The 22,908-nt window shown below is 71.9% G+C and carries 23 protein-coding genes; 7 read left to right on the forward strand and 16 right to left on the reverse strand.

The genetic code is table 11. The features are described 5' to 3' along the window. Positions 1-34: 34 nt before the first annotated feature. The 3 genes from ACZ4VK_RS32405 to ACZ4VK_RS32415 form a co-directional block, all read right to left on the reverse strand. On the reverse strand, positions 35-1,882 hold the full coding sequence (locus ACZ4VK_RS32405) for a glycosyl hydrolase family 18 protein (protein WP_468360016.1): 1,848 nt from the start codon (positions 1,880-1,882) through the stop codon (positions 35-37). A gap of 136 nt (positions 1,883-2,018) precedes the next feature. Beyond that, positions 2,019-2,663: a response regulator gene (locus ACZ4VK_RS32410; protein WP_468360019.1), complete on the reverse strand. Its 645-nt coding sequence runs from the start codon at positions 2,661-2,663 to the stop codon at positions 2,019-2,021. Continuing rightward, positions 2,660-3,856 carry a sensor histidine kinase gene (locus ACZ4VK_RS32415; protein ID WP_468360022.1) on the reverse strand — a complete coding sequence of 399 codons (1,197 nt, stop codon included), beginning with the start codon at positions 3,854-3,856 and terminating at the stop codon, positions 2,660-2,662. The genes ACZ4VK_RS32410 and ACZ4VK_RS32415 overlap by 4 nt, the downstream gene beginning before the upstream one ends. A gap of 152 nt (positions 3,857-4,008) precedes the next feature. Here ACZ4VK_RS32415 and ACZ4VK_RS32420 point away from each other — a divergent pair, with 152 nt between their 5' ends. Next, on the forward strand, positions 4,009-4,629 hold the full coding sequence (locus ACZ4VK_RS32420) for a hypothetical protein (RefSeq protein ID WP_468360025.1): 621 nt from the start codon (positions 4,009-4,011) through the stop codon (positions 4,627-4,629). Here ACZ4VK_RS32420 and ACZ4VK_RS32425 read toward each other — a convergent pair. From ACZ4VK_RS32425 to ACZ4VK_RS32435, 3 genes are read right to left on the reverse strand one after another with little or no spacing between them, the layout of a single operon-like run. Beyond that, positions 4,549-5,121 (reverse strand): cob(I)yrinic acid a,c-diamide adenosyltransferase, encoded by a 573-nt coding sequence (locus tag ACZ4VK_RS32425; protein ID WP_468360028.1) that lies wholly within the window; start codon positions 5,119-5,121, stop codon positions 4,549-4,551. The two genes, ACZ4VK_RS32420 and ACZ4VK_RS32425, sit on opposite strands and share 81 nt — an antisense overlap. A gap of 13 nt (positions 5,122-5,134) precedes the next feature. Continuing rightward, on the reverse strand, positions 5,135-5,884 hold the full coding sequence (locus ACZ4VK_RS32430) for an ABC transporter permease (RefSeq protein ID WP_468360031.1): 750 nt from the start codon (positions 5,882-5,884) through the stop codon (positions 5,135-5,137). A gap of 33 nt (positions 5,885-5,917) precedes the next feature. After that, positions 5,918-6,691 carry an ABC transporter ATP-binding protein gene (locus ACZ4VK_RS32435; protein WP_468360034.1) on the reverse strand — a complete coding sequence of 258 codons (774 nt, stop codon included), beginning with the start codon at positions 6,689-6,691 and terminating at the stop codon, positions 5,918-5,920. An 88-nt stretch (positions 6,692-6,779) separates the two neighbouring features. Between ACZ4VK_RS32435 and ACZ4VK_RS32440 the strand changes: the two genes are divergently transcribed. Beyond that, a complete protein-coding gene (locus tag ACZ4VK_RS32440; protein ID WP_468360037.1) occupies positions 6,780-7,418 on the forward strand; it encodes a TetR/AcrR family transcriptional regulator in 639 nt (212 codons plus the stop codon). Positions 7,419-7,464: 46 nt separating this feature from the next. Here the strand turns inward: ACZ4VK_RS32440 and ACZ4VK_RS32445 are convergent, their stop codons facing one another. The 3 genes from ACZ4VK_RS32445 to ACZ4VK_RS32455 are packed head-to-tail and all read right to left on the reverse strand — an operon-like array spanning position 7,465 to position 10,341. Beyond that, positions 7,465-8,616, reverse strand: coding sequence for a cysteine desulfurase family protein (locus tag ACZ4VK_RS32445; protein WP_468360040.1), 1,152 nt, complete (start codon positions 8,614-8,616; stop codon positions 7,465-7,467). Positions 8,617-8,647: 31 nt separating this feature from the next. Then, complete coding sequence (locus ACZ4VK_RS32450) at positions 8,648-9,364, reverse strand: hypothetical protein (protein ID WP_468360043.1); 717 nt, start codon at positions 9,362-9,364, stop codon at positions 8,648-8,650. Between the two features lie 59 nt (positions 9,365-9,423). Then, positions 9,424-10,341: an EamA family transporter gene (locus ACZ4VK_RS32455; RefSeq protein ID WP_468360046.1), complete on the reverse strand. Its 918-nt coding sequence runs from the start codon at positions 10,339-10,341 to the stop codon at positions 9,424-9,426. Between the two features lie 221 nt (positions 10,342-10,562). Between ACZ4VK_RS32455 and ACZ4VK_RS32460 the strand changes: the two genes are divergently transcribed. From ACZ4VK_RS32460 to ACZ4VK_RS32470, 3 genes are all read left to right on the forward strand, one after another. Continuing rightward, complete coding sequence (locus ACZ4VK_RS32460; RefSeq protein WP_468360049.1) at positions 10,563-11,411, forward strand: 3-hydroxyacyl-CoA dehydrogenase family protein; 849 nt, start codon at positions 10,563-10,565, stop codon at positions 11,409-11,411. A 126-nt stretch (positions 11,412-11,537) separates the two neighbouring features. Further along, a complete protein-coding gene (locus tag ACZ4VK_RS32465; RefSeq protein ID WP_030210572.1) occupies positions 11,538-11,861 on the forward strand; it encodes an STAS domain-containing protein in 324 nt (107 codons plus the stop codon). A gap of 247 nt (positions 11,862-12,108) precedes the next feature. Then, entirely contained in the window at positions 12,109-14,745 is a 2,637-nt protein-coding gene (locus ACZ4VK_RS32470) for a tetratricopeptide repeat protein (RefSeq protein WP_468360052.1), read from the forward strand. Between the two features lie 81 nt (positions 14,746-14,826). Here ACZ4VK_RS32470 and nucS read toward each other — a convergent pair whose 3' ends face one another. Next, positions 14,827-15,498 (reverse strand): endonuclease NucS, encoded by a 672-nt coding sequence (gene nucS / locus ACZ4VK_RS32475; protein WP_468360054.1) that lies wholly within the window; start codon positions 15,496-15,498, stop codon positions 14,827-14,829. A gap of 249 nt (positions 15,499-15,747) precedes the next feature. On the opposite strand from nucS, the gene ACZ4VK_RS32480 reads away from it, so the two are divergent. After that, positions 15,748-16,140 carry an SCO5389 family protein gene (locus ACZ4VK_RS32480; RefSeq protein WP_055641302.1) on the forward strand — a complete coding sequence of 131 codons (393 nt, stop codon included), beginning with the start codon at positions 15,748-15,750 and terminating at the stop codon, positions 16,138-16,140. 108 nt (positions 16,141-16,248) lie between these two features. On the opposite strand, the gene ACZ4VK_RS32485 is transcribed toward ACZ4VK_RS32480, so the two are convergent. Further along, on the reverse strand, positions 16,249-17,283 hold the full coding sequence (locus ACZ4VK_RS32485) for an LLM class flavin-dependent oxidoreductase (RefSeq protein ID WP_468360057.1): 1,035 nt from the start codon (positions 17,281-17,283) through the stop codon (positions 16,249-16,251). Between the two features lie 198 nt (positions 17,284-17,481). Between ACZ4VK_RS32485 and ACZ4VK_RS32490 the strand changes: the two genes are divergently transcribed. Further along, positions 17,482-17,808: an ATP/GTP-binding protein gene (locus tag ACZ4VK_RS32490; protein ID WP_468360060.1), complete on the forward strand. Its 327-nt coding sequence runs from the start codon at positions 17,482-17,484 to the stop codon at positions 17,806-17,808. Between the two features lie 37 nt (positions 17,809-17,845). On the opposite strand, the gene ACZ4VK_RS32495 is transcribed toward ACZ4VK_RS32490, so the two are convergent. From ACZ4VK_RS32495 to ACZ4VK_RS32515, 5 genes are all read right to left on the reverse strand, one after another. Further along, the gene (locus tag ACZ4VK_RS32495) at positions 17,846-18,682 is read right to left on the reverse strand and encodes an ABC transporter permease (protein ID WP_468360063.1); all 837 of its coding nucleotides are present in this window, start codon (positions 18,680-18,682) and stop codon (positions 17,846-17,848) included. Further along, the gene (locus ACZ4VK_RS32500) at positions 18,679-19,866 is read right to left on the reverse strand and encodes an ABC transporter ATP-binding protein (RefSeq protein ID WP_468360066.1); all 1,188 of its coding nucleotides are present in this window, start codon (positions 19,864-19,866) and stop codon (positions 18,679-18,681) included. The genes ACZ4VK_RS32495 and ACZ4VK_RS32500 overlap by 4 nt, the downstream gene beginning before the upstream one ends. Positions 19,867-20,056: 190 nt before the next feature. Beyond that, the gene (locus tag ACZ4VK_RS32505; protein ID WP_468360070.1) at positions 20,057-20,836 is read right to left on the reverse strand and encodes an ABC transporter permease; all 780 of its coding nucleotides are present in this window, start codon (positions 20,834-20,836) and stop codon (positions 20,057-20,059) included. Positions 20,837-20,839: 3 nt separating this feature from the next. Then, positions 20,840-21,808 carry an ABC transporter ATP-binding protein gene (locus ACZ4VK_RS32510; RefSeq protein ID WP_468360073.1) on the reverse strand — a complete coding sequence of 323 codons (969 nt, stop codon included), beginning with the start codon at positions 21,806-21,808 and terminating at the stop codon, positions 20,840-20,842. A 103-nt stretch (positions 21,809-21,911) separates the two neighbouring features. After that, positions 21,912-22,847, reverse strand: coding sequence for a cellulose-binding protein (locus tag ACZ4VK_RS32515; protein ID WP_468360076.1), 936 nt, complete (start codon positions 22,845-22,847; stop codon positions 21,912-21,914). Positions 22,848-22,908: the final 61 nt, after the last annotated feature.

Raw genomic sequence — 22,908 nt, forward strand, 5'->3', positions numbered from 1 at the left:
GCGCCGTCCCCCGCTTCTCGCTTTCCGGTGGGTGCTAGTTCAGGCCGGTGTTGATGGCTCCGACGAGCTCGCCGTTGCCGGTGTCACCGCTGAACTCCCAGAAGAAGGCGCCGCCCAGGCCCTGGTTCTTCGCCCAGTTCATCTTGGACGTGACCGTGGCCGGGGTGTCGTAGCTCCACCAGTTGGTGCCGCAGTGGGCGTACGCGGTGCCCGCGACGGTGCCGGTGGCCGGGCAGGAGGCCTTGAGGACCTTGTAGTCCTCGATGCCCTGCTCGTACGTGCCCGCCGCGGGGCCGGTCGCCGTGCCGCCGGGGGCGGACTGGGTGACGCCGGTCCAGCCGCGTCCGTAGAAGCCGATGCCGAGCAGCAGCTTGTTGGCGGGGACGCCCTTCGCCTTGAACTTGGCGATCGCCTCGGCGGAGTTGAAGCCGGCCTGGGGGATGCCGGCGTACGAGGTGAGCGGGGAGTGCGGGGCCGTCGGGCCCTTCGCCGCCCAGGCGCCGAAGAAGTCGTACGTCATCACGTTGAACCAGTTCATGTACGGCGCGGCGCCGCCGTAGTCGGCGGCGTCGATCTTTCCGCCGGCGGAGGCGTCGGCGGTGACGGCCGCGGTGACCAGGTTGTTGGCACCGAACTTGGCGCGCATGGCCTGCATCATGTTCTTGAAGGAGGCCGCGCCGCTGGTGTCACAGGTGAGACCGCAGGCGTTGGGGTACTCCCAGTCCAGGTCGATGCCGTCGAAGACGTCGGCCCAGCGCGGGTCCTCGACCAGGTCGTAGCAGGACTGGGCGAAGGCGGCCGGGTTCTGCACGGCCTGGCCGAAGCCGCCGGACCAGGTCCAGCCACCGAAGGACCAGAGGATCTTGATGTGGGGGTAGGCCTTCTTCAGCTTGCGCAGCTGGTTGAAGTTGCCGCGGAGCGGCTGGTCCCAGGTGTCGGCGACGCCGTCGACGGACTGGTCGGCGGTGTAGGCCTTGTCGTAGTCGGCGTAGGCGTCACCGATGGTGCACTTGCCGCCCGTGACGTTGCCGAAGGCGTAGTTGATGTGGGTGATCTTGGACGCGGAGCCCGAGGTCACGATGTTCTTCACGTGGTAGTTGCGCCCGTAGACGCCCCAGTTGGTGAAGTAGCCCATCTTCACCGCGTTGCCGACGGGCGGGTTGGTCCCGCCGCCCGTCGTGCGGACGGAGGCCGCGCCACTCGCCGGGCCGGTCTGGTCGATGGTGTCGCGGGCGACGACGGTGTAGCTGTAGTCGGTGCCGGCGGTCAGGCCCGTGTCGGTGTGGGTGAGGCCGGTGACCGTGGCGATCTTGGTGCCGCCGCGGAGGACGTCGTAGTTCTTGATGCCCTTGTCGTCGGTGGCCGCGGTCCAGGTGAGCTTCACCGAGGTGTCGGTGATGCCGGAGGCGGTGGGCGTGCCGGGGGCCGAGGGGGAGTTGTCGCCGGGCTGGCTGGTGCCGTCGCAGGGGGCGCCGTTGATCTTGCAGCCGGTGGGGGCGCCGGGGCCCGCGCCGTTGTAGCCGAAGGAGACGGAGGCGCCGGGGGCGAGGGTGCCGTTCCAGCCGACGTTCTTGGCGGTCCAGTGGGTGCCGGAGCCGGTGACCGTGGCGTCCCAGGCGGAGGTGACGGAGGTGCCGGCGGGGTAGTCCCACTCGACGGTCCAGGAGCTGATGGTGGTGGTGCCGGTGTTCTTCACCGTCCAGTTGGCACCGAATCCGGTGCCCCAGTCCTGGGTCTTCGTGTACGTGGCGGTGGCCGAGGTGGCGGCTTCGGCGGGGGTGGCGAGGCCGACCATGGCGGCCAGGGGCAGGATCAGGGCGGTCAGACCGGCGGCGGCCCGGTGTCTGAACCCTGCTCTGCGCGTCGGTGCTTGAGTGCTCAACGGTGCTCCTCAAGTTGCGGACGGACATGGGGTGGGGGTGGTCCGTGAAGATGCGCGCGCCCCGCGAGCGTAGGAAGGTCTGGACCAATCGTCAAGAGGTCCAGACCAACGTCGCCACCGTCGCCTTGGGCGCCCCCTAGACGCCCAACTCCTGGGCGAGGACCGCCGCTTGCACCCTGCTCCGCAGCTCCAGCTTCCCCAGCACCTTGCTGACGTGCGTCTTCACCGTCGCCTCCGCCATGTCGAGCCGTACCGCGATCTCCGCGTTCGACAGACCCTGCCCGAGCGCCGACAGCACCTCCCGCTCCCGGGGCGTCAGCGACGCGAGCACCCCCGGATCCGACGTCCGCACGGGCCGGCTCGGCGCCGCGAACTCCGCGATCAGCCGCCGGGTCACCGCCGGGGCGATCATGCCCTCGCCGCGCGCCACCGTCCGCACCGCCTCGATCAGCTCCCGCGCCTCCGCGTTCTTGAGGAGGAAACCGGCCGCGCCCGCCCGCAGCGCCCCGAAGACGTACTCGTCCAGATCGAACGTGGTCAGGACAAGCACGTCCGCGAGCCCCTCCGCGACCACGATGCCCGTCGCCGTCACCCCGTCCATCCGGGGCATCTGCACATCCATCAGGACCAGGTCGGGCCGCAGCTCGCGCGCCAGCTCCACCGCGCGCTCCCCGTCCGGGGCCTCCCCGACCACCTCGATGTCCGGCGCGCTGCCCAGGATCAGCACGAGCCCCGCCCGCACCGCCGACTGGTCCTCGGCGACCACCACCCGCACCGTCATGCCCGCTCCTCGTCGCTCGCGTCCACGGGCAGCTCCGCCCGCACCCGCCACAGTCTCCGTCCCCCGTCGTCCGTCACCGCACCCGCCTCGAAGATCCCGTCGAGCAGGGCCACCCGCTCCCGCATCCCCACCAGGCCCGCCCCCGAGCCGGGCGCGGTCGGGCCGGGGCGCTCCCCGTACGGACTCGTCACCGTCACCCACAGCGCGCCGGGACCCTGGCCCACGGTCACCCGGACCTCGCCCGGCGCCGCGTGCTTGAGCGCGTTCGTCAGGGACTCCTGCACGATCCTGTACGCGGCCAGCTCCACCGGTGCCGGAAGGGCCGCCATGGTCTCCCGGGTGTCTTCCAGGGCGAGGACGAGACCGCTCGGCCCGGCGTTCCCCCGCGCCCGGTCGACCAGGGAGTCCAGACCGACGAGGGTGGGTGCGACGGACGGCTCCACGTCCCCGCTGCTGTCCCGGAGGATGCCGATCAGCCGTCGCATCTCCGCGAGGCCCGCCACACTGTTCTCCCGGATCACGGTGAGCGCCTGCCGGGTGGTGGCCGGCTCGTCGAGCGAGAGCGCCGCCGTGGAGTGGATCGCGATCGCCGAGAGGTGGTTCGCCACCATGTCGTGCAGTTCGCGCGCCATCCGCGCCCGCTCGGCGACCACGGCCTGCGCCCGGTCCATCTCGGCGAGCAGGGCCGTCTGTTCGGCCCGGAGGCGGGCGGCGTCGGCCGCTTCCCGATGGTTGCGGACGACGGCGCCCGTGATCGCCGGGAGGAAGGAGACTATGCCGGTGAGCGCGCCCACGAGGAGCGCGACGGCGTTCTGCCACCAGACGAGGAAGCCGACCGTGGTCGCGACGGTGATCAGTCCCATGGTGTAGGGGATGCGCCGGGCCTGGGCGGGGGTGCCGTACAGGACCGCCGCGTAGACCACGTCCGTGAACATCAGGACCGTGGCGAGGTTTCCGTTGGTGAGCTGGTCGCCGACGATCGCGAGGGTGCCCACGACGAGGGCGGCACGGGGGGCGGCCCTGCGCACGGCCTCCGCCCCGGCCATCACGGTCAGCGGGATCAGGGTCGCCCAACGCTGCCCGAAGACGTGGTCCCCGGTCACGTACAGCCCGAAGGACCACAGCAGCAGCCCGCCGGCGAGTCCCGAGACGGCGATGAACAGATCGAGGCGGTGCGGGCGGAGGAGTCTCACACACTCATCCAACACGCCCGCACCTGCCCTGACCTCCTCGTCCGGGCCGATCCGTCCCTCCGCCGAAGGATGTAGGCGTACGTCGTCATCGGCGACGACGAATCCGGCCCGACCCCACGGGACGCTGAGGGGGAAGCGAAAGGGGAACCGCCGTGATCGTCACGCTGATCGTCGTCTGCGAGGTCGGCTTCTGGGTCCTGCTGGCCGCCGGCCTCGCCGCCCGCTATCTGCTGAGGAAGCCGAAGCTGGGCGTGGCACTGCTGCTGTGCGAGCCGCTCCTGGAGGTCCTGCTCCTCGTCGTCACGGCGATCGATCTCAAGAACGGGGCCGAGCCGAGCTGGCGGCACGGCCTCGCCGCCCTCTACATCGGCTACACCGTCGGCCACGGCCACCGCACCGTGAAGTGGCTCGACGGCCACGCCGCCTACCGCATCGGCGGCGGTCCGCCGCCTCCGAAGCCGCCCCGGTACGGGATGGCCCGCGCCCGTCACGAGGGACGCGTCTGGCTCGGCTCGGTGGTCGCGGCCTCCGTCGCCGCCGTCCTCCTGCTCGCCGCGATCTGGTACGTCGGCGACGCCGGCGACACCTCGAAGCTGGAGGCCTCGATCGACGGCGCCTGGCGGGCGGTCGGCATCCACGGGCTGATCGTGCTCAGCTACGTGATCTGGCCGAAGAAGAACCCCGAGAGCGGGTCAGCGCTCCCCGCCCGGGACCCAGAGCACGTCCCCGACCTCCTTGTTCGCGACCCGCGCAAGGATGAAGAGCAGGTCTGAAAGACGGTTGAGGTAGGTCGCGGTGAGGGGGTTCATCGTCTCCCCGTGGACCTCCAGGGCCGCCCAGGTGGAGCGCTCCGCCCGCCGGACCACCGTGCACGCCTGGTGCAGCAGGGCCGCACCGGGCGTGCCGCCCGGCAGGATGAAGGAGCGCAGCTTCTCCAGCTCCTCGAGGAAGCGGTCGCAGTCGGCCTCCAGCTTGTCGACGTACGGCTGCTCCACCCGCAGCGGCGGATACTTCGGGTCCTCGACCACCGGTGTGCACAGGTCCGCGCCCACGTCGAAGAGGTCGTTCTGGACCCGGACGAGGACCTTCACGACCTCCTCGTCGAGCTGCCCGAGGGCGATCGCCGTACCGATGGCGGCGTTGGCCTCGTTGGCGTCGGCGTAGGCAGAGATCCGCAGATCCGTCTTGGCGGTCCGGCTCATGTCGCCGAGCGCCGTGGTGCCCTGGTCGCCGGTACGGGTGTAGATGCGCGTCAGATTGACCATGGGTCCAGCCTAGTTACGCACCGGCGCTCCGGAAGGTCCGTGTGCCCACCGTCACGGCGAGCGCCGCCACGCCGAGGGCGACGAGGACCCCGTACAGCAGGGTCGGTGTCGTGTAGTGGCCGACGTACGCCTCCCGGACGGCGTCCACCAGATAGCGGAACGGTGTGAAGCGCGAGAGCACGTCGAGCCACCCGGGGGCGAGCGTCATCGGCAGCATCAGGCCGGACAGCAGCATCGCCGGCATCGCGAGCGTGTTGATCGCGGGGCCGAACTCCTGCGGGGTGCGCAGCTTCAGGGCCAGGGCGTACGAGAGCGAGGCGAGCGCCACCGACAGCAGGGCCACGAAGCCGAAGCCGATCAGGATCCCGGCGAGCGGCGCCCTGAGCCCCATCGGCAGGGCCACCAGGACGAGCAGGACCGCCTGGAAGACGAAGAGCGCCGCGTCGCGCAGCACCCGGCCGAGCAGGAGGGCGAGCCGGCTCACCGGGGTGACCCGCATCCGGTCGAACACGCCCCAGTTCTTCTCCATGATGATCGAGAACCCGGCGAACGAGGCTCCGAAGAGGCCGAGTTGGAGGAGCAGGCCGGGGACGAGGATCTGCCAGGAGTCGCCCTCGCGGCCCAGCGGGAGTCCGGTGAGCAGGGGTCCGAAGAAGAGCAGGTAGAGCAGCGGCATCAGGACGCCGAAGAAGATCTGGAACGGGGAGCGCAGGGTCTGGCGGGCGTAGCGCCCGAAGAGGAGCGCGGTGTCGTGGAGAAGCATCGGTTGTCCTAGGGGTGCGGGGTCCGCGCGGGGTCAGACGGCGACGGGCGTGGTGTCGACGGGTGCCGGATCCCGCCCGGTGACGGCGAGGAAGGCGTCCTGGAGGGTGGCCGCGCCGTGGGCGGCCTTGAGGGCGGCGGGGCTGTCCTCGGCGACGACCGTGCCCTTGTCCACGATCACCAGCCGGTCGGCGAGGGCGTCCGCCTCGTCCAGGTAGTGGGTGGTGAGGACGACGGTGGTGCCGTACTCGTCGCGGAGCCGCCGCACCAGCGCCCACAGGTCGGCGCGGCTGCCGGGGTCGAGCCCGGTCGTCGGTTCGTCGAGGAAGAGGATCTCCGGCCGGTGGGTGAGGCCCATGGCGAGGTCGAGCCGCCGTCGCTGGCCGCCGGAGAGCGCGGGGGTCGGGCGGTCGAGGAGCTCGGTGAGCCCGAGGTCGGCGGCGAGCTCCTCGGTGCGGGCCGCCGCCCGGGCCCGGTTCATGCCGTAGAGCCGGCCCTGGGTGACGAGCTCGGAGCGGACGGTCTCCTGAGGGTCGAGGCCGCCGGACTGGGCGACGTACCCGATGCGGCGGCGTACGGCGGCGGGGTTCCGTACGAGGTCGTGACCGGCGACGGTCGCGGCGCCTGCGGTGGGCGGGAGGAGCGTGGTGAGCATCCGGAGCGTGGTGGTCTTGCCGGCGCCGTTGGGGCCGAGGAGTCCGAGGATCTCGCCGGGCCGGACGGTCAGGTCGATCCCTCGGACGGCCTCCACGGGGCCGTTCCTGGTCGAGAAGGTCCGGGCGAGCCCGGCGGTGCTGATGATGGGCATGGCGACTACAGAAACAGAGTCGCTGAAATTTTGCAACGTCTCCAAAATTTCAGAGGCACCGAAATTTCAGGGTGTCTAGGATGAGCGCATGGCCGAGGGACTCAGGGAACGCAAGAAGCGCGAGACGAAGCAGCGGATCTCGGACATCGCGACGGGGCTCTTCCTGGAACACGGCTTCGCGCACGTGACCGTCGCCGATGTCGCCGAGGCGGCGGACGTCTCCGTCAACACCGTCTACAACTACTTCCCGGCGAAGGAGGACCTCTTCCTCGACCGGATGGACGGCGTCACCCAGCGCCTCGCCCGGATGATCCGGGGCCGCGACCGGGGGGAGTCCGCCGCCCGTGCCGTGCTCCGCGAACTCCGCCAGGACATCGGCGCCGTCTCGCCCGCGTACGGACTCATGGACGGCTTCGACGCCTTCATGAACGTCATCGAGCACGCCCCCACCCTCAAGGCCCGGCTCTTCCACGTCCAGGAACAGGTCCAGGACGCCGTCGTCACCACGCTCCGCGAGGAGACCGGCGCGCCCGCCGACGACCCGCTGCCGCTGCTCGTCGGCGGTCAGCTCGCCTGGATCGAGAACGCGGTCGTCGGATACATCACCCGCGAGATGACCGCGGGAGGCAAGGCGACCACCGTCTCCCGGCAGGCCCTGGTGCTCCTCGACGAGATCGAGGAGCTGCTGAGCGACCGGGTGCTGACGTACGCGGTACGCGAGCGCTGACGGACACCGCGCACGGGGGCGGGGGCTCCCGCGTGGACGACGAATCCTAGACAGTCACCCTCGGGCGCCCGCCCGCGACCGTCGCCAGCGCGTGGGCGGCGCCGACCGCCTCCGCCTCCGTGCTGAAGCGGCCGAACGCGATCCGGACGCTGCCCCTGATCCGCTCGGGCGGCAGCCCGATCGCCCGCAGGACGTGCGAGGGCTCCTGGGCCGAGCTGTTGCAGGCGGAACCCGTCGAGACGGCGAGGTCGGCGACCTCCAGGAGCAGTTGCTGCGCGTCCACGTCCGGGAACGACAGGTTCACCGCGTGCGGCAGGAAGCCCGGCCCCGTACCGCTGTTGAGCGTGTACGGGACGAGGTCCGCCAGCTCCGCGAGGAACCTGCCCCGCAGCCCCGCGAGCCGGGCCGCCTCCTTCTCCCGGCCCGCCGCGAGCACCCCGACGGCCGCGCCGAGGCCGATGACCGCGGCGGTGTTGAGCGTGCCCGCGCGCAGCCCGCGCTCCTGCCCGCCGCCGTGCAGCAGCGGCGCGAGCGGCGCCCGGTCCGAGAGCCGGTTCGCGACGTACAGCACGCCGATGCCCTTCGGGCCGTAGATCTTGTGCCCGGAGAACGTCAGCAGGTCGACCCCGAGCGCCCGTACGTCCACCGGCAGCGAGCCCACTCCCTGGGTCGCGTCGCAGTGCAGCGGCACGCCCGCCGCCCGGGTCAGCGCCCCGATCTCGGCGACCGGCTGGATGGTGGAGACCTCGTTGTTCGCGAGCATCACCGAGACGAGCGCGGTGTCCGGCCGCAGCGCCGCGGCGACCTGGGCCGGGTCGACCCGCCCCTCGGCGTCGACCGGCAGCACCGTCACCTCGTGGCCCGCGTCCCGCAGCGAACGGCACGTGTCGAGCACGGACTTGTGCTCCACCGCCGTCGTCACCACATGGCGGGGGCCACCCGTCGTCGTGGCGACGCCCTTGATCGCGAGGTTGTTGCCCTCCGTCGCACCGGAGGTGAAGTAGATCTCGCTGCGCCCCGCCCCGATGAGCCGGGCGACCGCGCCGCGGGCCCGCTCGACCTCGCGGAAGGCGCGGATGCCGGCGGCGTGCGGGCTGGACGGGTTGGCGTAGCAGTGGGTGGCGGCGAAGTTCATCGCCTCGACGACCGCCGGGTCCATCGGGGTGGTCGCCTGGTGGTCCAGGTAGATCGTGGCCATGCCGGTTTCCCTCTTCCGCTGTGACGGGTGGTCAGAAGTCGTACGCGGTATAGGTCAGGGCCAGTGGATCGGCGCAGGCCGCGTCGGCGAAGACGAGCACGATCTCCTCCTCGGGCGTGCCGAGGGTGCGCAGGTAGATCTCGGCGCCCTTGGTCACCTTGTCCCGGTCGGCGAGCGAGTTGATGTCGACGACATGGCGGTGCGCGCAGTCGGGGAAGGCCCGCAGCCGGGCGAAGTAGCGCGCGAAGTACTCGGCGACGATGAGCGGGCAGCGCGGTACGACGTGGTCGTCCTTGACGACCCCGGCGAGCACCTTCTCGTACTGGCGGGAGCGGAAGACGATCTCGTCGCCCTCGCGGGTGAACAGGGGCTCGGTGGCGGGGTCGCGCAGCCACCGCTTCATCGACCGGGCGGCGCGGTTGCGCAGGTTCCGCTCGCGGGTGACGGTGAAGTCGATCCCGGCCGCGGCGGCCGAGGCGGTGAGTGGGGAGAGGTCGGTCTCGGAGGGGCCGGCCGCCGGCAGCGTACAGACGTCGGTGGAACAGGACATGCCGAGGTCGTTGACGATGACGTCGTAGAGGACCTTGTTGCCCCGGTGGAGCCGGCGGGCGGCCGCTCCCGTCTCCTGCGCCAGGGCGAAGGAGTTGAGCGAGAACGCGCCGATGCCGGCCGCCGTGTCGAAGTAGCCTCCCGCGACGAGGAGCGCCGAGCGTGAGGTGGGGGAGACGGTCTCCAGGAGAGGCGCCACCCGGGCCGGGATCGTACGGCTCCGAGGGGGGAGAGGGCTGGTCGTGCGCGTCGGGCTTGTCACGTGTGCACTCCGTTCTTCCGGGAGGGGATTCGGTCGTTCGGTACGGGCGGCGGGTCCGGTGGCGACGCGGCGGAGCTCCGGCCCGTGCCGACGGCCGCGCCCACCACGCACAGGACGGCCGCCCACTGGACCCACGAGAGCCGTTCGCCGAGCAGGGCGAGGCCCACCAGGGCGGCGATGACCGGCTCCACCGTCGAGAGGACGGCGAAGACCCGCGGCGGCATCCGCCGCAGCGCGGCGAACTCCAGGGAGAACGGCACGACGGTCGTCAGGACGGCCACCGCGAGCGCGGCCCCGAGCACCCCGGGATCGAGCAGGACGCCGGGGGAGGGCAGACCGAGTACGGGAGCGGTGGGCAGCGCGAGGACGGCGGCCACCGTGAGCCCGAGGGCGAGGCCGGAGCCGCCGGGGACGGCTCTGCCGACCCGGGCGCCGAGCAGGATGTAGCCGGTGAGCGCCGCTCCGGTGAGGAGGCTCGCGGCCAGGCCGACCGGGTCGTCCATGCCCTTCGTGCCGCCGAGGACGAGCAGTCCTGTGCCGGCGAGCGCCACCCAGATCCGGTCGAGGGCGCGTCGCGAGGTGAAGGCGGCGAGCAGCAGCGGTCCGCTGAACTCCAGGGTCACCACGACCCCGAGGGGGAGCCGTGAGGTCGCTTCGTAGAAGGAGAACTGCATCACGGCGAAGACGGCCCCGTAGGGGAGCAGCAGTCGCCAGTGGTCGCGCAGGAGCCGGGGCGCGGGCCGGGAGAGCAGGCAGAGCAGGGTGGCGGCGATGAGCAGCCGTAACAGGGTCGCTCCGGCCGGGCCGGTCTGCTCGAAGAGGCGTTTCGCGAAGGCGGAGCCGAACTGGAGGCTGATCATGCCGGTCAGCAGGAGCAGCGGGGCGGGGGCGGTCCCCAGGGCGTACGGACGCATGACGGCAGCTCCTTCCGAACGACGACCGTCGGACAAGTGCGCTCGACTATATACCCCCCAGGGGTATGCCGCGACCGCACGGGTGCCCGAACGGGGTGTTGTGAGTGTGACGTCCGTCAAAGACAGCGTGACGCGCGTTACTTAGCGGTCACATGGCGCCCCCCGACCGCTAATCTCCGCCGGAGAGCCAGAAGTGAACAGGCGTTGAGGGGTGGAAGACCGTGGCAAGGAAGCTCGCCGTCATCGGAGCCGGACTCATGGGGTCCGGCATCGCACAGGTCTCGGCACAGGCGGGCTGGGACGTCGTCCTGCGTGACGTCACCGACGCGGCCCTCACCCGGGGCACCGACGGCATCAAGGCGTCGTACGACCGCTTCGTCGCGAAGGGGAAGCTCGACGCCGCCGACGCGGAGGCCGCGCTCGGCCGGATCACCGCCACCACCGAGCTCGAGGCCGTCGCCGACGCGGACATCGTCGTCGAGGCCGTCTTCGAGAACCTCGACGTCAAGCACGAGATCTTCCGCGCGCTCGACAAGGTCGTCAAGGACGGCGCTGTCCTCGCCTCCAACACCTCCGCGATCCCGATCACCAAGATCGCCGCGGTGACGGAGCGCCCCGAGGCCGTCGTCGGCGCCCACTTCTTCTCCCCGGTCCCGATGATGCAGCTCTGCGAGCTCGTCCGCGGCTACAAGACCAGCGACGAGACCCTCGCCGCCACGCGGGAGTTCGCCGAGTCCGTCGGCAAGACCTGCATCGTCGTCAACCGTGACGTGGCCGGCTTCGTCACCACCCGGCTCATCGCCGCCCTCGTCGTCGAGGCCGCCAAGCTCCAGGAGTCGGGCGTCGCCACCGCCGAGGACATCGACATCGCCTGCAAGCTCGGCTTCGGCCACGCCATGGGCCCGCTCGCCACGGCCGACCTCACCGGCATCGACATCCTGGTGAACGCGGCCAACAACATCTACACCGAGTCCCAGGACGAGAAGTTCGCACCGCCGGAGCTGATGCGCCGGATGGTGGACGCGGGTGACATCGGCCGCAAGAGCGGGCAGGGCTACTACAAGTACTGAGCCCGTCCCGCCACCCCGCCCTCACCCCGTGGGGTGAATTTCGGTACCGGTTCGCTGACAAGGCGCAACGCTTCTGCTGTCTCAGCAGTCAGTTGTTGCGAAGACGGAGACTCTCGGGGAGCACATATGCACATCAGGGGCGACCACGTCGAGCTGGTCGTCGGGGGCCGCCTCGACGTCCGCAGCGCGGCGGACGCCCGTACGGTCCTGCACTCGGCCGTCGACGACGGAGTCGGCGATCTGGTGCTCGACCTGACCGGCCTCGACTCCTGGGACGCGACCGGGCTCGGCGTCATCATGGGCGCCCACCGGCGGGCCGGCCGCTGCGGCCGGCGCCTCGTCCTGCGAGGGGTGCCGCCCCAGATGCAGCGGCTGCTCGTCGCCACCCGGCTGCACCGCATCCTCGCCATCGAGGGCGGCCTCGCCCTGGAGTCCCTGCCCCGGGTGTGAGCCGCCCGGGCCGTCGTGCGCCGTGAAGCAGCCGGGGCCCCGGGGGTGAGCCGCCCGGGCCGTCGTGCGCTGTGAAGCAGCTGTGTGAACCAGGCGTCACGCTCAATCCTCACAAGACCGTGACGTCTTGGTCTCCGGGGCACCCCACCTGTTCCCGGCCGTCTGACCACGGTCTAGGGTTCGGTCGCCTGCACATTGACGGACCCACCCGGCGGGCACCGGACACCGCTTCTTGGGGGCTTGGACCATGGACCCGATCAACCGGGGGCCGGAGGAGTACGGACACGACGCCGAGGGCGACGACGCCCGCCAGGGACGCGGCACGCCCGCACCCGCATCCGCGCGTGCCCGCGTCGTCAGGCTCGTCTCCGGCGACCTGCTCGTCACCGTCAACCCCGTCGACGGCAGCGAGATCGAACCCTGCCCGCCCGGACGGGAACCCGCGCCCGCCCGCCCCCGTACCCCCGAGGAGCGCGCCGAGGCGGCAAGCGCCGCCGCGCCGCCCGTCCCGCCGGGACCCGCCGCACCCGAGCTGCCCCTCCTGGAACGCCAGGAGGAGCGCGAGCGCCTCGCCGGCATCCTCGGCCGCGGCCGCTCCGCCCGCCTCACCGGTCCCGCCGGATCCGGCCGCACCACCCTCCTCGACGCGGTCGCCGCCGACTGCGCCGGGCTCGCCCCCGACGGAGTCGTCCGGCTCTCCGGCCACCACCGCACCCCCACCGAACTCCTCCACGAGCTCTTCGCCGCCGTCCGCCACGCCCCGGACCACCGGCCCGGCCGTGACGGACTCCTCGACCGGCTCCGCGACATCGGCGCCGTCGTCGTAGTCGACGACCTGGAGTTCGGCGGCGCCGCCCTCGACGAACTCCTCGCCGCCGCCCCCGAGTGCGCCTTCCTCCTCGCCGCAGGACCCGACACGCCCGCCCCCACGTCCGGCGCCCCCGTCGAGGACATCCACCTCAGCGGCCTCAGCCGCGGCGCCGCCCTGAAGCTCCTGGAGAGCGCGGTCGGCCGCACCCTCACCGACGACGAGGCCAACTGGGCCGGCGACCTGTGGTTCGAGTCCGAGGGCCTGCCCCTGCGCTTCGTCCAGGCCGGGGCGCTGCTCCGCCAGCGCGACCGGCTGCGCGTCACCCCGGCCGAGTTCGACGCCTTCGGCGCCCTCGAAGAGGCCTTCGGACCCACCGACCCCGACGCGGCGGCGGCCGCCGCCGCCGCGGCCTTCGACGGCGTCGACGACCTCGACGTCGAGCTCCGCGAGATACCCCTGCCCAGCCTCGGCGAGGGCGCCGCCCCCGCCGCCCTGCTCGCCTCCCGGCTCAGCCGCTCCGCCCAGACCGCGCTGCGCTTCGCCGTCGCCCTCGGCGGCGAGGTCCCGCACCAGGCCCATCTGCCGGCCCTCGTCGGCGACACCCACGCCGACGCCGCCCTCGGCGAACTCAGAGCCTGCGGCCTGCTCTCCCCGGTCGGCCCCCGCTACCGGCTCGCCGCCGGCGTCCTCACCCAGCTCCTCGCCCAGGGGTACGGGCCCGAAGACTCCGCTGCCGACCGCGCCCACACCGTCGCCCAGCACTACGCCTGGTGGGCCGCCCACCCCTCCGTCACCCCCGAGCGGGCCGCCGCCGAGTCCGACGCCCTCCTCGCCGCCCTGGCCGTCTGCGTCGGCTCCGGCACCGGCACAGGAGCCGACGCAGACGTCACCGCCGCGCACCGCGCCACCGCCGTCCTGCTCGCCCGCGCCGCCGCGCCCGCCTTCGCCGCCGGACTCCACTGGGGTGCCTGGGAGCGCGCCCTGCGCGCCGGACAGGAGGCCGCCCGGCTCACCGGCGACGTCGCCGAGGAGGCGTACTTCCACCACGAGCTCGGCATCCTCGCCCTCTGCACCGGAAACCTGGAGCGGGCCCGCGCCGAACTCGAGGCCTCCATCGGCATGCGCGGAGTGCTCGCCGACAAGCGCGGCACCGTCGCCGGCCGCCGGGCGCTCGCCCTCGTCGCCGACCGCTCGGGGGACCACGGCACCCCGGCCGTTGGAGGCGCCGACGAGCCCGTCTCCCCGCCGCGCGGCACCCCCGCCCTGCGCGGCCCGGCCGCCCGCCCCGCACGGCCGGAGCCCGTCACGGCCCCGCTGCCGGGCGGCCCCGTACGGACGCCGTCGCCGGCCGGAGGTACGGGGAGAGCCCCGGCAGCCGCCGCGTTCCCGGCGTTCCCCGACTTCGCCGACGAGGGCCCGACGCTCGTCACCCGCCCCGACACCGCCCCCGGCCGCCCGAGCCTGAAGGGCGGCATCATCGGCGGAGCCCGCCGCAACCTCGCCGCCGTCGGCGCGGGCGCGCTCCTCGTCGCCGTCCTCGGCACCGTCGTGACCCTCGGCGCGACCTCGGGCAACGGCGAGGACCCGGCCACCAACCGCGTCACCTCCGACAGCACGGTGACCGAGGACCCCATCGACGACGGCGTGGACGGCGAGGAGCCGCCGGCCGAGGAGGAGGGGGCGGAGCCGGGGGAGACGGGCGACCCGACGCACTCGGGATCCCCGAGCCCGTCGGGTACGGGCAGTGGCCCGTCGTCGTCCTCCACCAGCCCCGGTGCCACCGGCTCGCCCTCCCCCTCGGACAGCCCGACGGAGACGACGCCCCCCACGACGACCTCGAAGCCGCCGACGGCTCCCACCACGACGAGCGGGCCGCGTCCGACGACCACGAGCCCGGCGCCGACGACCACCACCCCGCGGCCGACGACGACCACCACCAGCCCGCCGCCGACGACCGAGCCGCCCACGACGGCCCCGCCGACGACGACCAGCCCGCCGCCGACGGGGGAGAACCCCAGCAACTCCGCCTCCGCCACCCTCGGCGGCTCCACCAGCACCGGGTCGCCCGCCTGAAGGACGTACGGGAGTACGGGGAAGGCCCCGGGCGCGTTCTCCGCACCCGGGGCCTTCCCCGTACTCCCGTACCGCCGACGATCAGAACAGCCGCAGCTTGTCGTCCTCGATGCCGCGCATCGCGTTGTAGTCCAGGACCACACAGCCGATCCCGCGGTCCGTCGCGAGCACCCGCGCCTGCGGCTTGATCTCCTGCGCCGCGAAGACGCCCTTCACCGGAGCCAGGTGCGGGTCGCGGTTGAGCAGCTCCAGGTAGCGGGTCAGCTGCTCGACGCCGTCGATCTCGCCGCGCCGCTTGATCTCCACCGCGACCGTCCCGCCGTCCGAGTCCCGGCAGAGGATGTCCACCGGGCCGATCGCGGTCGGGTACTCGCGACGGATCAGCGTGTATCCCTCGCCGAGCGTCTCGATCCGGTCGGCGAGGAGCTCCTGGAGGTGCGCCTCGACGCCGTCCTTGATGAGACCGGGGTCCACACCCAGCTCGTGCGAGGAGTCGTGGAGGATCTCCTCCATCGTGATGATCAGTTTCTCGCCCGCTTTGTTGATCACGGTCCAGATGCCGCTCTCACCGTCCACACCCTCCTTGAGGGTGCACGGCGGCGACATCCAGTTGAGCGGTTTGTACGCCCGGTCGTCCGCGTGGATGGAGACGCTGCCGTCTGCCTTGATCAGGATGAGACGGGGCGCGGAGGGCAGGTGGGCCGTGAGCCGGCCCGCGTAGTCCACGGAGCAACGGGCAATGACGAGACGCATGGTCGGCAACGCTACAAGACGGGCGCTCTTCCGCGCGATTCGGGCATCGGACGCGGACCACCGATGAATGATCCTGAGCCGAACACCCGTCGGTTATCAGCCGGTTGTGTTCCCAATCTCCTGGTGCGGGCAGGACCGCGCGCTTACCGTGGAAGCTGGAGGTCGTCGTCCGCGCACGCTGCGTGTTCGGCCGACCGGCTTTCGCCCTGCCCGCAAGACCCCGCCCGCGGGGTCGCGAGAGGAGAACCCATGTCGCTCGACGTCTCACCGGCACTGTTGGAACAGGCCGAGCGAGGCGAGGTCGACGAAGCCGACTTCGTCGACTGCGTCCGGACCTCCCTGCCCTACGCATGGGAGATGATCAGTTCTCTGGTGGCCCAGCTGAAGGTCGACGGCGGAGAGTTCGCCGACAACCAGACGCCGCCGCCGAATGAGCAGGCACGTGGTCAGCTGCTGCGCGCGCTCGCGAGCGATGCCATTCGTGGTGCGCTGCAGCGGCATTTCGGGGTGCGTCTCGCCTTCCAGAACTGCCACCGCGTCGCGGTGTTCCCGCTGGACCCGGCGGTGGACGAGCGGCTCGCCCGCTTCACGTCCGTACGGGGCCAGCTGCTGAACCAGTCGCCGGAAATGCGCGACTGCTGAGACATGGTGCTGCCGCTCCGCATCGCGCGAGACGCGATCGATGCGTGTCGACGCGCATCGCCGCGCGAAGATGCCGGAGCGGCCGCACAGTCCCCGCCATGACAGGTCTCACACCAGTAGCGGCAGGACCTCCGAGCCCAGCCGCCGGACGTTCTCCTCGGTCGCCGCGAGGTCGCCCGTGCCCTCGGCGAGCAGGGCGAAGCGCGTGATGCCCGTACGCTCCGCCGTCGCCGCGAGCCGGTCCGCCGCGCGCCGGGGCGTGCCCACCGGGTGCATCCCGCACAACAGCTCCGTGTACGCCACGGGGTCCCGCATCGCCCTGTGTCGGCCATCGACCGTCACATGGGCGTCGAGGCCCTGCTTCAGCCAGCCCGGCATCGCCTTCACGAGCGCCTCCGCCGCGTCGGCCCCCCGGTCCGCGAGCTGGGCGACGCCCGCCGAGACATGGCAGGAGCCGATGCGCGCGATCTCGTCGGGGTCCCGCCCGGCCTCCCGCGCGTACCGCGCCCAGGCCGCGACCATCTCGGCCTTGTCTGCGTCGCCGCAGTGCATGCCGAGCAGCATCGGCAGTCCGCGCTCCGCGGCGAGCCGCACGCTCTTCGGCGAGGTGCAGGCGACCACCACCTCGGGGGACGCCGCCCCGCCGATGAGCTCGTCGGGACGGGGCACCACCGGTACCTCACGGAAGGCGAATCGTTCTCCCTCGGCGCCCACGCGCGGCTCGGTGAGCCAGCGAAGCAGCAGGTCGAGGGAGTCGGGGAAGCCCTGCTCGTACGCCCCGAGGCCCGCGCCGAACACCTCCAGATCGACCCAGGGCCCGCCCCGGCCCACGCCCAGGGTGAACCTGCCGCCCGAGGTGAGGTGCAGCAGCGCCGCCTGCTCGCCCAGGGCGACCGGGTGGACCGTCGACAGCACACTCACCGCCGTGCCCACCCGCAGCCGCCGTGTGCGGCCCAGGAGCAGCGCGGCCAGTGTCACGGCCGACGGGCAGACCCCGTACGGCACGAAATGGTGCTCGGCCAGCCAGACCGAGTCGAGGCCCGCCTCCTCGGCGACCTCGGCGGTCCGCACCGCCCGGTGCAGGGCCTCACCCTGCCCCTGGCCCGGGAACTGGGCGGCCAGAACGAACGTACCCACGCGCATCGTCTTCTGCCTCCTTGCGACCGACGCGGATCTCCCCTCGCACTGGCAACAACGTCTGACACGTGCCAAAGGCAACGGCCGTTCATGAAGTTCTTGCGATTTTCGGCTAAGCCGTCGCCGGCGGGGCCCGGGGCACCGTGTCGCGGCCCGTAGGCTTGAGGGAACGGTCCGTGTTCCCAGACCCCGTGAGGTGTGCCCGTGTCCCCGCGCCACAACCGTTCCCGAGGCGGCGAGAAGCCCGCACAGCAGGGCGACCCCGGCGACCGGTACGGCGGCGTGCAAAGCACCGAGACCTGGCAGGGCGAGGAGTGGTACGTCCGCCTCGTCGCCGGGGCGAGCGCGCCCGGCAAGCGCTACCGCTGCCCCGGCTGCGACCAGGAGATCCCCGGCGGCGCCCCGCACCTGGTCGCCTGGCCGGAGTACGGCGGGGTGGACGACCGGCGCCACTGGCACAAGGCCTGCTGGAGCGCGAAGGACCGCCGCACCAGCAGGGTGCAGCGGTCCCGTAACGCGCCGAAGTACTGAGCCCGGGGCCCTGGCGGGCCCCAGGGCGTGTCCGGCGCTACACGTCCCGGCTGTTGAGCAGGGCGAAGGCGCCGGCGAGTGCGACCCCCGCGATCCCCGTCACGATCAGCAGCGGCTCCCAGCCCGCCGGGCCGTCCCCGCCGAACGGCGGCTCGGTGGCGTACAGCGCGATCATCTGCGCCGGGATGGCGTACGTGAAGAGCCATTCCTGCACGGACTTCAGCGCCTCGGAGAACATGAAGAGGGCCGCCACCAGCGGGAGCAGCAGCAGGCCGATCATCACCGTGATCGCGCCCGCGGAGTGCCGGATCACCGTCCCGAGCGCCAGCGACAGCAGCCCCAGCATCGCCAGATAGCCGCCCGCTCCGACCGTCGCCCGCAGCCACTCGGTCGCCGTCGGCGCGGCCGCCGTGTCCACGATGGCGACCTGCGCCGCCGCCACGAGGCCCGCGACCACGGTGGTGACCGTGAAGACGAGCAGGAAGAAGACGATCGCCTTCGCCATGAGCACCCGGGCCCGGCTCGGGCAGGCCGTCAGGGTCGTACGGATCATGCCGGTGCCGTACTCGGAGGCGATCGTGAGGACTCCGAGCGTGATCACACAGATCGAGGCCGGCAGCATCCCGAAGAAGCCGAAGGCGAGCGCGGACTCGTCGCCCATCGGCGCCTCGGAGGCCGAGGCGATCGCCGCCACCCCCAGGCCGATGGCCAGCATCAGCAGGACCATGACCCCGAGCGTCCACAGCGTCGACCGCACCGAGCGGATCTTCGTCCACTCGGAGGCGAGGGCGTCACCGAGGTGCGCCCTGCGGACCGGGATGGGGGAGACGTAGGAGTGCGGCGCCGGTGCGTGGTGCGGGGCGGGGGCGGTCATCGGGCGTCCTTGGTGGTGTCGCTCGGCTGAGGGGTGCCCGGCCGCGCGGCGGCCGGAGGGGCGTACGGACCCGGAGCGGGGGCCTGGCCCGCGGCGTACGGACCCGGAGCGGGGGCCTGGCCGGGAGCCCCGGCGTACGGGTTCTGTCCGGGCGGCGGCGGCGCGTACCAGCCCTGCTGCGGCACGTCCTGGACCACCGGCTGCGGCGGCATCCCGTACCCGGACTGGCCCGGCTGCAGCGGCGGCTGCAGGTGCGCGAGCCGGTCGTCGGTGGAGCGGTAGTCCACGGCGCCCTGCGTCAGCCGCATGTACGCCTCCTCGAGGGAGGCCTGGTGCGGCGACAGCTCCCAGAGCCGTACGTCCGCGTCGTGCGCCAGATCGCTGATCCTCGGCAGGGGCAGGCCCGTCACCCGCAGCGCGCCGTCCGGCTCGGACATCACCTGGCCGCCGGCCTCCATGAGCGCCGCCGTCAGTTTCTCCCGCTGCCCCGGCTCGGTCTGGGGGGTCCGTACCCGCGCGAAGTCGGCGGAGTTCGCCGAGATGAAGTCCGTGACGCTCATGTCGGCGAGCAGCTGCCCCCGGCCGATCACGATCAGATGGTCGGCGGTGAGCGCCATCTCGCTCATGAGGTGGCTGGAGACGAAGACCGTCCGCCCCTCGGCGGCCAGCTTCTTCATCAGGTTGCGGACCCAGAGGATGCCCTCCGGGTCCAGACCGTTGACGGGCTCGTCGAAGAGCAGCACCTGCGGGTCGCCGAGGAGCGCCGCCGCGATGCCGAGCCGCTGCCCCATGCCCAGCGAGAAGCCGTTGGAACGCCGCTTGGCCACGTCCTGGAGGCCGACCACGCCCAGGACCTCGTCGACGCGCTGCGCCGGGATGCCGGCGAGCTGCGCGAGCGAAAGGAGATGGCTACGCGCGCTCCGCCCGCCGTGCACGGCCTTGGCGTCGAGGAGCGCGCCGACCTGCCGGGGCGCGTTCGGCAGCTGCCGGAAGGGGTGGCCGCCGATCGTGACGTGCCCCGCGGTGGGCTGGTCGAGCCCCAGGATCATGCGCATCGTGGTCGACTTGCCGGACCCGTTGGGCCCCAGGAACCCGGTGACGACACCGGGCCTCACCTGGAAGGAAAGGTTGTACACGGCCGTTTTGGCGCCGTAGCGCTTCGTCAGGCCGACTGCCTCGATCATTCTCCAGCCCCATCGACAGGTCGGTCGCATCCATGTCGGGGCGTGGCGGCCGTCGGCCGGAGCCCCCCGTATGAGCTAGGAGCTTATCCAGCCGTTGACGGTTCCGGCGAAAGGGGAGACAGCCCGAGGGCGGTCTCCCAGGGAAACCTCAGGGTTCTCCCCCAGGGGACGTCGGGGGAGGAGGGCCGGCTCAGGCGTCCCGCTTCTTCAGCACCAGATAGCCGCCGAGCAGCGCGGCCACCACCCAGATCACCATGATCCCGAGCCCGCCCCACGGGCCGTACGGAGCCTCCTCCGAGTTCAGGGCGTCCGGCACGACCTGCATGATCTTCGCTCCGGCCTGGTCCGGGAAGTACTGGGCCACCTCCTTGGCCTTCGGCACCGCCGCGAGAATGTTCGAGATGAAGAGGAGGAACGGCACCAGGATGCCGAGCGACAACACCAACGAGCGCAGCATCGCGGTCACACCCATGGAGAACAGCGCGATCAGACCCATGTAGAGGCCGGCGCCGAACACCGCGCGCAGCACGTTGTCGTCACCGATCGAGGCACTGTGCTCGCCGAGCAGCGCCTGCCCCAGGAAGAAGGTGAGGAAGCTCGTCGCGAGCCCCACCACGAGGGCGAGCGCGCCCGCCACCGCGATCTTCGAGAAGAGGAAGGTCGCACGCTGCGGCACGGCCGCCAGCGAGGTGCGGATCATGCCCGTGGAGTACTCGGTCCCCACCACCAGGACACCGAAGACCACCATTGCCAGCTGCCCCAGGACCATCCCGGAGAAGCTGACCAGGGTCGGGTCGAAGGTGAGCCGCTCGGCCTCGTTCAGATCGTCGAAGGCGGAGCCCACCAGGGCGCTCAGCCCCGCGCCCATCGCCACCGTGACGAGGAGGGCGCTCGCCAGCGTCCAGACGGTCGACGACACCGTCCGGATCTTGGTCCACTCGGACTGCAGGACCGCGGATGCCGCTGCCATCGTTCAGGCTCCCTTGGTGGTCGTGCCCCACTGGGGGCCGGGCGCAGGAGCGCCGCCGTGTACATCGGTGCCGTGCGCGTGGTACTCCACCGCACCGGCCGTCATCTGCATGAAGGCCTCTTCGAGCGAGGCGCGCTGGGAGCTCAGCTCGTGCAGGACGATCCCGTTCTCCGCCGCCAGTTCGCCCAGCTTCTCGGTCGTCGCCCCGTCCACCTCGAGGATGCCGCCGCCCGCCTCGACCGGGACGAACCCGTTGGCGTGCAGCACGTCCCTGAGCCGCTCCTGCTGCGGCGAACGCAGCCGCACATAACTCCGGGAATTCTGCTGGATGAAATCCGCCATCGACGTGTCGGCCAGCAGCTTTCCCTGCCCGATCACGATCAGATGATCAGCCGTCAGCGCCATTTCACTCATCAGATGGCTGGAAACGAAGATCGTCCGGCCCTCGGCCGCCAGCGCCTTCATGAGATTGCGGATCCAGTGAATTCCTTCGGGATCCAGGCCGTTGACGGGCTCGTCGAACATCAGGATCTCGGGATCGCCGAGGAGCGCCGACGCGATGCCAAGACGCTGCCCCATGCCGAGGGAGAAACCCTTCGACTTCTTCTTCGCCACGGCCGTCAGACCCACCAGGTCGAGCACCTCGCCGACCCGGCGCTCCGGGATGCGGTTCGACTGCGCGAGACACAGCAGGTTGTTGTACGCCGAGCGGCCGCCGTTCATCGCCTTGGCGTCGAGCAGCGCCCCGATGTACTTCAGCGGCTCCGGCAGGTCGCGGTAGTGCTTGCCGTCGATCCGGACCGTCCCGCTCGTCGGGTTGTCCAGGTCCAGCATCATCCGCATCGTCGTCGACTTGCCCGCCCCGTTCGGCCCGAGGAAGCCGGTGACCACGCCGGGCCGCACCTGGAAGGAGAGGTGGTCGACCGCGGTCTTCGCCCCGTAACGCTTGGTCAGGCCCTCAAGCTCGATCATGCGTACCAACCTACGGTCGCGCAAAACCCCCCGCCACCGGAATGACGGGGGGTTCGCGCAACGCTACGCAGTTGTTACCGGTACTGCCTCTCGGCGACCCGTGTCAGCGGGACTGCTGGGCCGGGACACCGGCCGCGCGCTCGTCGTCGATCGGCGAGCCGGCCGCCGCCACCGCGGCACCGGTCAGCGTCGCCAGCATCTCGCGGACGTTGGTCAGCTGGGCGTTGATCGAGTCCCGGCGGTTCGTCAGCGCCGCGAGCTCGCGCTCCGATTCGCTGCGGATCCGGTCGGCCTTGGCGTTCGCGTCGGCCACGATGTCCTCGGCCTGGCGCTGCGCCGTCTCCACCGTCTGACGGGCCCGGCGCTCCGCGTCCGTCCGCAGCTTCTCGGCCTCCAGGCGGAGCTGCTCGGCGCGGTGCTCGATCTCCGCGAGGCGCTTCTCGGCCTTCGCCTGACGCGAGGCCAGGTCACGCTCCGACTGCTCGCGGCGCTTCGCCAGGTTCGTCTCGAAGTCCGCGGCGGCCTGGGCGGCCTTGGCGCGGGTCTCCTCGAAGAGGGCGTCCGCCTCCTCGCGCTTCGACTGCGCGTCCTTCTGCGCCTCGGCACGCAGCGAGTTGGCCTCACCCTGCGCCTTCTCGACGATCCGAACGCCCTCGTCCTCGGCCTTCGACTTGCGCTCGGCCGCGAACGACTCCGCGTCGTTGCGCACCTGCTGGGCGGCCGACTCGGCCAGCTCACGGTGCTGCTCGGCGGCGCGACGGGCCTCCTCACGCAGGTCCTTCGCCTCCTCCTCGGCGAGCCGGAGGATCTTCTCGACCCGGGCGCCGAGCCCCGCGTACGACGGCTCGGCGTCGGTGACCTGCGCCTGGGCGTTCTGCGTCTCGAGGTGGAGCTCCTCGATGCGCTTCTCCAGGGCGGTGATGCGGGACAGCGCGTTGTCGCGGTCGGACACGAGCTTGGTAATGCGGTCGTCCACCTGACCGCGGTCGTAACCGCGCCGCACGAGCTCGAAGCCGAAGGGGGAGGATGTGTCGCTCATGGGTTTCCTGTCGAATGAGACCGGTGAGGTGTTAGAGGGAATCCTAGGGGCCGAAGCGGCG

Source organism: Streptomyces sp. NPDC028711, from assembly GCF_055565415.1.